The 9,603-nt window shown below is 65.9% G+C and carries 10 protein-coding genes; all 10 read left to right on the top strand.

Annotated features, from left to right (window positions below; translation table 11 throughout):
- Positions 1-244: 244 nt before the first annotated feature.
- Genes trbB through CHB77_RS17180 form a run of 10 tightly spaced genes read left to right on the top strand, consistent with a single transcriptional unit; the run spans position 245 to position 9,603 of the window.
- The gene (gene trbB / locus CHB77_RS17225; RefSeq protein ID WP_425274181.1) at positions 245-1,195 is read left to right on the top strand and encodes a P-type conjugative transfer ATPase TrbB; all 951 of its coding nucleotides are present in this window, start codon (positions 245-247) and stop codon (positions 1,193-1,195) included.
- Positions 1,192-1,521, top strand: coding sequence for a TrbC/VirB2 family type IV secretion system protein (locus CHB77_RS17220; RefSeq protein WP_028710779.1), 330 nt, complete (start codon positions 1,192-1,194; stop codon positions 1,519-1,521). Before trbB ends, CHB77_RS17220 begins: the two co-directional genes overlap by 4 nt.
- Entirely contained in the window at positions 1,521-1,802 is a 282-nt protein-coding gene (locus tag CHB77_RS17215) for a VirB3 family type IV secretion system protein (protein WP_080620506.1), read from the top strand. Before CHB77_RS17220 ends, CHB77_RS17215 begins: the two co-directional genes overlap by 1 nt.
- 10 nt (positions 1,803-1,812) lie before the next feature.
- Complete coding sequence (gene trbE, locus CHB77_RS17210; RefSeq protein WP_080620507.1) at positions 1,813-4,323, top strand: conjugal transfer protein TrbE; 2,511 nt, start codon at positions 1,813-1,815, stop codon at positions 4,321-4,323.
- On the top strand, positions 4,320-5,099 hold the full coding sequence (gene trbJ, locus CHB77_RS17205) for a P-type conjugative transfer protein TrbJ (RefSeq protein ID WP_080620508.1): 780 nt from the start codon (positions 4,320-4,322) through the stop codon (positions 5,097-5,099). The genes trbE and trbJ overlap by 4 nt, the downstream gene beginning before the upstream one ends.
- 29 nt (positions 5,100-5,128) lie before the next feature.
- Positions 5,129-5,404, top strand: coding sequence for a putative entry exclusion protein TrbK-alt (gene trbK-alt, locus CHB77_RS17200; RefSeq protein ID WP_425320187.1), 276 nt, complete (start codon positions 5,129-5,131; stop codon positions 5,402-5,404).
- Positions 5,405-5,406: 2 nt separating this feature from the next.
- Complete coding sequence (gene trbL, locus CHB77_RS17195; protein WP_080620510.1) at positions 5,407-6,765, top strand: P-type conjugative transfer protein TrbL; 1,359 nt, start codon at positions 5,407-5,409, stop codon at positions 6,763-6,765.
- Entirely contained in the window at positions 6,762-7,451 is a 690-nt protein-coding gene (gene trbF / locus CHB77_RS17190) for a conjugal transfer protein TrbF (protein ID WP_080620511.1), read from the top strand. The genes trbL and trbF overlap by 4 nt, the downstream gene beginning before the upstream one ends.
- Entirely contained in the window at positions 7,448-8,476 is a 1,029-nt protein-coding gene (gene trbG / locus CHB77_RS17185; protein ID WP_080620512.1) for a P-type conjugative transfer protein TrbG, read from the top strand. Before trbF ends, trbG begins: the two co-directional genes overlap by 4 nt.
- The gene (locus CHB77_RS17180) at positions 8,473-9,603 is read left to right on the top strand and encodes a TraB/TrbI/VirB10 family type IV secretion system protein (protein WP_080620513.1); all 1,131 of its coding nucleotides are present in this window, start codon (positions 8,473-8,475) and stop codon (positions 9,601-9,603) included. Before trbG ends, CHB77_RS17180 begins: the two co-directional genes overlap by 4 nt.

The raw sequence follows: 9,603 nt of genomic DNA, 5'->3' as shown, positions 1-9,603 counted from the left end.
CCCCCTCCGCTCTCCGCGTCGGGGAAGGGTCACATGGGTCAAATCTCAATGGAAATTATGAGCCTGCCTGGGTCACTTCTGGGTGGAAATCAACAACTACGACGGTCGAAACTTGTTGAAACGACCCGATTTGGGTCTCTTTTAGTCATCCCCATCCGGGGATCGTCTCTCGCCTCCCCGGTGGAACGGGGACGAGATGGCAGGCATCAACCACAAACAGGCAACGGTGGACCGCGGCGCGCGTATGCTCCGGACGGCGCTCGGGCCTGCCATCTCAACCTTGCTGCAAGACCCGTCTGTCGTCGAGGTCATGCTGAATCCCGACGGGCGCATCTGGGTCGACCGGCTGTCCGAAGGGCTGGCCGATACCGGCGAGATCCTGTCCGCCGCCGATGGCGAGCGCATCGTGCGGCTGGTGGCCCACCATGTCGGCGTCGAAGTGCATGCGCGCAGCCCACGGGTCTCGGCGGAGCTGCCGGAATCGGGAGAGCGCTTCGAGGGGTTGCTGCCCCCGGTGGTGTCCTCGCCTGCCTTCGCCATCCGCAAACCCGCCGTCGCGGTGTTCACCCTCGATGACTATGTGGCGGCCGGCATCATGTCCGAGGATCAGGCAGAAGCACTCCGCGCCGCCGTCCAGTCGCGCGCGAACATCCTGGTCGCGGGCGGCACGTCCACCGGCAAGACCACGCTGACCAATGCGCTGCTCGCCGAGGTGGCGAATACGCAGGATCGGGTCGTAATCATCGAGGATACCCGCGAGTTGCAATGCGCGGCGCCCAATCTGGTCGCCATGCGGACCAAGGATGGTGTCGCCACTCTGTCCGATCTGGTGCGCTCGTCCTTGCGCCTGCGCCCCGACCGTATCCCGATCGGTGAGGTCCGTGGGGCCGAAGCTCTGGACCTGCTCAAAGCCTGGGGCACCGGCCACCCCGGAGGGATCGGAACGATCCATGCCGGTTCCGGCATCGGCGCGCTGCGCCGCCTCGAACAACTCATCCAGGAAGCGGTCGTCACCGTGCCGCGCGCGATGATCGCGGAAACCATCGACCTTGTTGCCGTCCTCTCCGGGCGCGGTTCCGCCCGCCGCCTTGCCGAGCTTGCCCGCGTCGAGGGGCTCGGGCCGGACGGAGACTACCGAATTTCCTCAGCCTTTTCAGAACCCGACACCACTCACAACACTGGAGAACCTGCATGATCCGTCGTGCCTTCCGTATCCGCCACCATATCGCAACCGCATCGGCCTTCGCCTGGGTGAGCCTGATGACGTCCCCGGCCTGGGCCTCCGGCTCCTCCATGCCCTGGGAGGCGCCGCTGCAATCCATCCTCGAATCCGTCGAAGGTCCAGTGGCGAAAATCGTGGCGGTGATCATCATCATCGTCACGGGCCTGACACTGGCCTTCGGCGATACCGGCGGCGGTTTCCGGCGGCTGATCCAGATCGTCTTCGGCATCTCCATCGCCTTCGCGGCATCGAGCTTCTTCCTGTCGTTCTTCAGCTTCGGCGGGGGGGCGCTGGTCTGATGGCCGTGAGCTTCGAGGCCCTCGATACCGTGCCGGGCTTCGCGGTGCCGGTTCACCGCGCCCTGACCGAGCCGATCCTGCTCGGCGGGGCGCCCCGATCCGTCGCGATCCTCAACGGCACGCTGGCTGGCGCCGTCGGCCTCGGCCTTCAGCTATGGCTTGCAGGCATCCTGATCTGGGCCGTCGGTCACATCGCCGCCGTCTGGGCCGCCAAACGCGATCCGCTCTTCGTCGAGGTCGCGCGCCGCCATCTTCGCATCCCCGGCCATCTTTCGGTGTGAGGCACGAGCCATGATGAATCTCGCAGAATACCGTCGCACCGCCTCACGCCTTGCCGACTACCTTCCCTGGGTGGCGCTGGTCGGCTCCGGCGTCGTGCTGAACAAGGACGGCTCGTTCCAGCGCACGGCGAAGTTCCGTGGTCCCGATCTGGATTCCGCCGTCGCGGCCGAGCTGGTCGCGGTGGCCGGGCGGCTGAACAACGCCTTCCGCCGTCTCGGCTCCGGCTGGGCCATCTTTGTCGAAGCACAGCGGTCGGAAGCCGCAAGCTATCCCGCAAGCCGCTTCCCCGATCCGGCCTCGGCGCTGGTCGATGCCGAGCGGAAGGCCGATTTCGAGGAGGAGGGCAGCCATTTCGTCTCTGGCTACTTCCTGACCTTCCTGTGGCTCCCGCCCGCCGAAGATGCCGCACGTTCCGAGTCCTGGCTGTATGAAGGGCGCGAGACCTCGGGCGTGAACCCCTGGGAACTGGTGCGCGGCTTCATCGACCGCACCGACCGCGTGCTGGCGCTGCTCGACGGCTTCATGCCCGAGTGCCGATGGCTCGATGACGCCGGCACGCTGACCTACCTCCACTCGACGATTTCGACCAACCGGCATCGCGTCCGCGTGCCCGAAACTCCGGTCTATCTCGATGCGCTGCTGGCCGATCAGCCGCTGACCGGCGGCCTGGAACCCCGACTGGGCAATCAACATCTCCGGCTTCTGACGATCACCGGCTTTCCGGGCACCACCACACCCGGCCTGCTCGACGAGATGAACCGGCTGGCCTTTCCCTACCGATGGTCCACCCGCGCCATCCTTATGGACAAGACCGACGCGACCCGGCTGCTGACGAAGATCAGGCGGCAATGGTTCGCCAAGCGCAAGAGCATCGCGGCGATCATCAAGGAGGTGATGACCAACGAGCAATCTGCGCTCGTGGATACCGATGCGGCGAACAAGGCCGCCGACGCGGACATGGCCTTGCAGGAACTCGGCGCCGACATGGCCGGGATGGCCTATGTCACGGCGACCGTCACCGTCTGGGACGAGGACGCCCGCCGCGCCGACGAAAAGCTGCGGCTGGTCGAAAAGATCATCCAGTCCCGCGATTTCAGCGTCATGGTCGAGACGGTCAATGCCGTCGACGCCTGGCTCGGCAGCCTGCCCGGACATGCCTATGCCAATGTCCGGCAGCCGCCGGTCTCGACGCTCAACCTTGCCCACATGGTCCCTTCGTCCGCCGTGTGGGCGGGGCCGGAACGCGACGATCATCTCGGCGCACCCCCACTGCTTTACGGCAGGACCGAGGGATCGACGCCGTTCCGGCTTTCCCTGCATGTGGGCGACGTGGGCCATACCCTCGTCGTCGGACCGACCGGCGCGGGCAAATCCGTGCTGCTGGCGCTGATGGCCTTGCAGTTTCGCCGCTATCCGCGCGCTCAGGTCTTTGCCTTCGATTTCGGGGGGTCCATCCGCGCCTGCGCCCTCGCCATGCAAGGGGACTGGCACGATCTTGGCGGCGAGCTGACCGATGCGGCCGATGCTTCCGTCTCGCTGCAACCGCTGGCTCGTATTCACCAGACCTCCGAGCGCGCCTGGGCTGCGGACTGGATCGTCGCGATCCTGATGCGCGAGAACATCCAGATCACCCCGGACGTCAAGGAACATATTTGGACGGCGCTGACTTCGCTTGCTTCCGCCCCGGTCGGCGAACGCACCATCACCGGCCTTGCCGTGCTGCTCCAGTCCAACGACCTGAAACAGGCGCTACGGCCTTATTGCGTCGGCGGCCCGTATGGTCGGCTGCTCGACGCCGAGAGCGAACATCTCGGTTCGGCCGATGTCCAGGCATTTGAAATCGAGGGCCTCGTCGGCACCGGCGCAGCGCCCGCCGTCCTCTCCTATCTCTTCCACCGCATCGGCGATCGGTTGGGTGGGCAACCTACGCTGCTGATCATCGACGAGGGCTGGCTTGCGCTGGACGACGAAGGGTTCGCGGACCAACTCAGAGAATGGCTCAAGACCCTGCGCAAGAAGAACGCCAGCGTCATCTTCGCCACGCAGTCGCTGTCCGACATCGACAATTCCGCCATTGCTCCGGCCATCATTGAAAGCTGCCCGACGCGACTCCTCTTGCCGAACGAGCGCGCCATCGAACCCCAGATCACCGCGATCTATCGCCGCTTTGGCCTCAATGATCGCCAGATCGAAATCCTGGCCAGGGCGACTCCGAAGCGGGACTACTACTGCCAGTCGCGGCGTGGCAACCGCCTGTTCGATCTTGGATTGTCGGAGGTCGGTCTGGCGCTCTGCGCCGCCTCGGCCAAATCCGATCAGGCCCTGATCACCGAAATCCTCGCTGAACACGGTGGCGACGGGTTCCTCTCGGCCTGGCTCCGGGCACGCGACGTCGATTGGGCCGCCGATCTCATCCCGGACCTCACCAATCTCGCGACCGAAAGCGAGACCCTGCCGCCGACGGTCGCTGACCTCGGCGAAATCGAACTCATCCTGGAAGAAGAGGAGATTACCCCATGACGCGCACAATTCCCCGGCTCACCCGCATCGCCAGCGCTTCGGCGCTCGCCCTTGCGCTCACCGCACCGCTGGCGCTGACCCCGATGTTCACGACACCGGCCCACGCCTTCTTCGGCATTGGGCGGATCGTCTATGACCCGACCAACCACGCGGAGAACCTGCTGACCGCCGCCCGCACTCTGGAACAGATCAACAACCAGATCACCTCGCTCCAGAACGAGGCGCAGATGCTGATCAACCAGGCCCGCAACCTCGCGAGCCTGCCCTACAGTTCGCTTCAGGCGCTTCAGCAGAACGTCCAACGCACCCAGCAGCTTCTCGGGCAGGCCCAGAACATCGCCTTCGATGTGCAGAACATCGACCAGATGTTCCAGCAGGATTATGGCAACCTTTCCCTCACGGCCACCGACCAGCAGCTCATTGCGGATGCCCGAACCCGCTGGGAAAATACCGTCGGGGGTCTTCAGGACGCGATGCGGGTGCAGGCGGGTGTCGTCGGCAATATCGACAGCAACCGCGCGGAGATGTCCGCGCTCGTCGGCGAAAGCCAAGGGGCGACCGGCGCGCTTCAGGCCACCCAAGCCGGCAATCAGCTTCTCGCCCTCCAGTCGCAGCAGCTTTCCGACCTGATCGCGGTCATCTCGGCCAACGGCCGGGCCGACGCCCTGATGGAAGCCGAACGCGCGACCGCCGCCGAACAGGGCCGCATCCAGCGCGAACGCTTCCTGACACCGGGCTCGGGCTACCAGCCCGGCAACGCCCAGATGTTCAACTGACGCCGGGGAGGCCCATCATGGAGGGGAAGGTGCTGGCCCGGATCGCAGCCATCGTATTCGTAGCCGTCGCCATCACGGCGGCGATCATCGAGATGAACCGCGAGGATGTAGCCGGTCCGGCCCCTTCCGTTCCTTTGCAGACGCGACAGGTCGATCTCCTGCGCGAGGGGCAGCGTCTCTGTCAGGAAATGGGCGAGGCGGCGGCCAATGACGCCGAATGCTTGGCGATCTGGGCCGAAACCCGCGACCGCTTCCTCGGACGGTCGCCCGCGCAGTCGACGCCTGGCCCGGATGGGGAGCGATAATCATGGGCGGAACGGGGGTCATCGACAATTTTCTCGGTATCTTCACCAGCTACATCGACTCGGGCTTTGGCCTGCTCGGCGGTGAAGTTGCCTTCATCGCGACGACGCTGATCGTCATAGACGTCACGCTCGCCGCCCTGTTTTGGGCCTGGGGCGCCGACGACGACATTCTCGCGCGCCTGGTGAAGAAGACGATCTTTGTCGGTGTCTTCGCCTATATCATTGGCAATTGGAACAGCCTCGCACGCATCGTCTTCGAGAGCTTCGCCGGGCTGGGCCTCATGGCTTCCGGCACAGGCTTTTCGGCCGCAGATCTCCTGCGCCCCGGCCGCGTTGCCCAGATCGGTCTCGACGCCGGGCGGCCGCTGCTCGAATCCATCTCCAGTCTCATGGGCTGGATCGCCGTCTTTGAAAACCTGGTGCAGATCCTCTGCCTGTTCTTCGCCTGGGCACTGGTTATCCTCGCCTTCTTTATTTTGGCAATCCAGCTCTTCGTCACCCTGATCGAGTTCAAGCTGACCACGCTTGCGGGCTTCGTGCTGATCCCCTTCGGCCTGTTCGGCAAGACCGCCTTCATGGCGGAACGGGTTCTGGGGAACGTCATCTCTTCCGGCATCAAGGTGTTGGTCCTCGCCGTCATCATCGGCATCGGCTCGACACTCTTCGGCCAGTTCACCGCCGGCTTCGGCGGCGCGACCCCGACCATCGACGACGCCATGGCGATCGTGCTGGCAGCCCTTTCCCTTCTCGGCCTCGGCATCTTCGGCCCCGGCATCGCCACCGGCCTCGTCTCCGGCGGCCCGCAACTCAGTGCTGGCGCTGCCGTCGGGACTGGCCTCGCTGTCGGCGGTGCCGCGATCGCTGCCGGTGGTGCGACCATGCTCGCCGCGCGGGGGGGCGGTGCCACACTCTCGGGCGGTGCTGCACTTGCACGCGGCGGGGCCTCAGCCGCCGGCGCAGCATCGTCTGCCTATTCCCTCGGCTCCATGGGTGGGTCAGGCGCGGCGGGGGTCGCTTCCGGCCTTGGCGGTGTGGCGCGCGCCGCAGGCTCGGCTGCCATCTCGCCTTTGAAGCGCGCAGCCTCCCATGCCGCCGACAGCATGAAGTCCAGCTATTCCGATGGCGCAAGGGCCGGATTTGCGGCGTCCGGCGGCAGTTCGTCCATGGGCACGGTCGGGGGCGCCCCGTCGCCCGAGCAATCACCTCCTTCAGCCGCTGATGGTCCACCGGCCTGGGCGCAGCAGATGCGCCGCAGCCGGGCGATGAGCCACGGCGTCACCGCTGCCGCCCATGCCGTCCGGTCCGGCGACAGCCACGGTGGCGGCTCCTCAGTCAGCCTTTCCGAAAGTGACCGCACATGAACACCTTCAAACGACCGACGACCCATTACGGCAAGGTGCCGGAACCCGAAACGCCCTATCAGCGCGCCGCGCAAGTCTGGGACGACCGCATCGGCTCGGCCCGCGTGCAGGCGAGGAACTGGCGCTACATGGCGTTCGGTTCGCTGATCCTCTCGGTCGGGTTCGCCGGCGCTCTTGTCTGGCAATCTGCGCGCGGAACCGTCGTGCCCTGGGTCGTTCAAGTCGACAATCTCGGCCAGGCGCAGACCGTTGCCCCCGCTACCGCCGATTATCGGCCGACCGATCCGCAGATCGCATTCCATCTCGGCCGCTTCATCGAACAGGTCCGCTCGCTTCCGGCTGACCCGATCATTGTCCGTCAGAACTGGCTCAGGGCCTATGACTGGACCACGGATCGCGGCGCCGTGGCGCTCAACGACTACGCCCGCGCCAACGACCCGTTCACGCGCGTCGGCCGCCAGCAGGTCGCCGTCGAGGTGTCGAGCATCATCCGGGCGTCCCCGGACAGTTTCCGCGTAGCCTGGACCGAACGCCACTACGAAAACGGCCAGCTCTCCACCACCGAGCGATGGACCGCGATCCTCACCATCGTCATCCAGCCGCCGCGTGACGCCGAGCGCCTGCGCGCCAATCCCTTGGGAATCTATGTCAACGCAATCAACTGGTCGCGGGAGATGAGTCAATGATCCGCACGTCTTTGAGTGAACCCGCTTTTCCGGTTTTCCGTAAACTCGGTTTTCCGGCTTTGTTGCTTGCCGCGACCATGCTCGCTGGCTGCGCCACCAACCGGACACCGCAATTCAGCTACGACGCCGATGTCCCGCCTCTTCCGTCCGCGCAGGCTCCCATCACCGATGCACGCCCAAGGCCGCTGCATGTGCCGCCCACCTGGAATGTGGCGCGGGGCGGCGAGGCTGCCGGCACGGCCACCGGCCGCGTTGAGAACGCCAATGCCGCCGCCCGTGTCGAGCCGCGTCGCGAAGGCTATTACAATGCCATACAGATCTATCCCTGGTCGGAAGGTGCGCTCTACCAAGTCTATGCCGCCGTCGGACAGATCACCACCATCGCGCTGGAGCCGGGCGAGAACCTGACCGGCGCGGGACCGATCGCCGCCGGCGACACGGCCAGGTGGGTGATCGGCGACACAGAGAGCGGAAGCGGTCCGACGCGCCGAGTGCATGTGCTGGTGAAGCCAACCCGGCCGGACATCTCGACCAACCTCGTCATCACCACCGACCGGCGCATCTACATGATCGAACTTCGCGCCCGCGAAGCGCTCTATATGCCTGCCGTGGCATGGGCGTATCCGGCACCGCCGCCGGGCAGCCGAGCGACCGCGCCGTCGGTCCCCGTCATCCCGGCCGAGGCCGCGCGGAACTATCGCTACGCCTTGCAGCTGCAAGGCGACAGCCCGCCATGGCGTCCAGTCTCCGTCTTCGATGACGGCAGGCGCGTCTATGTCGTCTTCCCACGCGGCATCGTGCAGGGCGAGATGCCGCCCCTGTTCGTTCTCGGTTCCGACGGCGAACCGCAGATCGTCAATTCGCGCATCCACCAAAATGTCCTGATCGTCGACAGGCTGTTCGGCGCGGCGGAACTGCGCCTTGGCAGCGGTGACCGCCAGCAGGTGGTCAGAATCGTCCGTATCGAGCAGAGACAGGCCGCTACCCAGTCGGCCGACGCGACCACGGGAGGATCGCCTTCATGAGCGATACCAACACCGCCGCGCCCATGCGGTTGCGCGCCGAGCCGCCCCGCGTCACCCGCTTGTCCCGCAAGGTGCTGGCAGGCGTCGGCGCCGCCGCGCTTCTCGGCGTCGGGGGAGCGCTGATCTATGCGCTCCAGACCCGCGAGGCGGGGCCGGGAGGAGGCGAACTCTACTCAACCGAGAACCGTCCCACTGCGGATGGCCTCGCCGGTCTCCCGCGCGATTATACTGGCCCGATCCTGGGGCCGGCATTGCCGGGCGACCTTGGCCGGCCAATCCTCGATGCACAAAATCGGGGACAGCCGATCGTTCCGCCTGCCATCACAACCCCTGCCGTCGATCCCGAGGAGCAACGCCGCCTCGCGGAAGAAGAAGCCGCACGGTTGAGCAACGTATTTTTCCAGTCAGGCCCACGCACGGGAGGTCCGGCCGGAACAGCCATGCCCGGACTGGCTGGGCTCACAGGACAACCGGACGGAACGGCGGGCCAGAATCGCCATACCGCTTTCCTCAACGGGCCGGTGGACCGGCAGACCGTCGCTCCGGATCGCGTCGCACCGCCGGCCTCGCCCTACATCCTTCAAGCCGGAGCCGTGATCCCGGCCGCGCTCATCACCGGCATCCGTTCCGACCTTCCGGGCCAGATCACCGCACAGGTGACGGAGAACGTCTATGACAGCCCCACCGGCTCGCTGCTCCTGATCCCGCAGGGAACGCGCATCATCGGCCAATATGATGATGGCGTGACCTTCGGCCAGCGCAGGGTGCTCTTGGTGTGGAATCGCCTGATCCTGCCGGGCGGACGCTCCATCGTGCTTGAGCGCCTGCCGGGCGCGGACGCCAGCGGCTATGCCGGCCTTGAGGACGGGATCGACTACCACTGGTGGGATCTGATGAAAGCGGCTGGCCTCTCCACGCTGCTCGCGGTCGGCGCGGAGCTGGCGACCAGCGACGAGGACCGGCTTATCCGGGCCATCCGCGACGGCGCACAGGATACCGTCAATCAGGCGGGCCAACAGATCGTGCAACGTCAGTTGCAGGTTGCCCCCACGCTGACCATCCGGCCGGGCTTCCCGGTCAGGATCATCGTGACCCGCGACCTTGTATTCGAGCCGGCAGGAGGTTGA

This window comes from Paracoccus sediminis (genome assembly GCF_900188295.1).
In the GTDB taxonomy this organism is placed as follows: domain Bacteria; phylum Pseudomonadota; class Alphaproteobacteria; order Rhodobacterales; family Rhodobacteraceae; genus Paracoccus; species Paracoccus sediminis.
The sequence above is the reverse complement of the archived record's forward strand: the minus strand, read 5'-3'. Positions and strand labels throughout refer to the sequence as shown.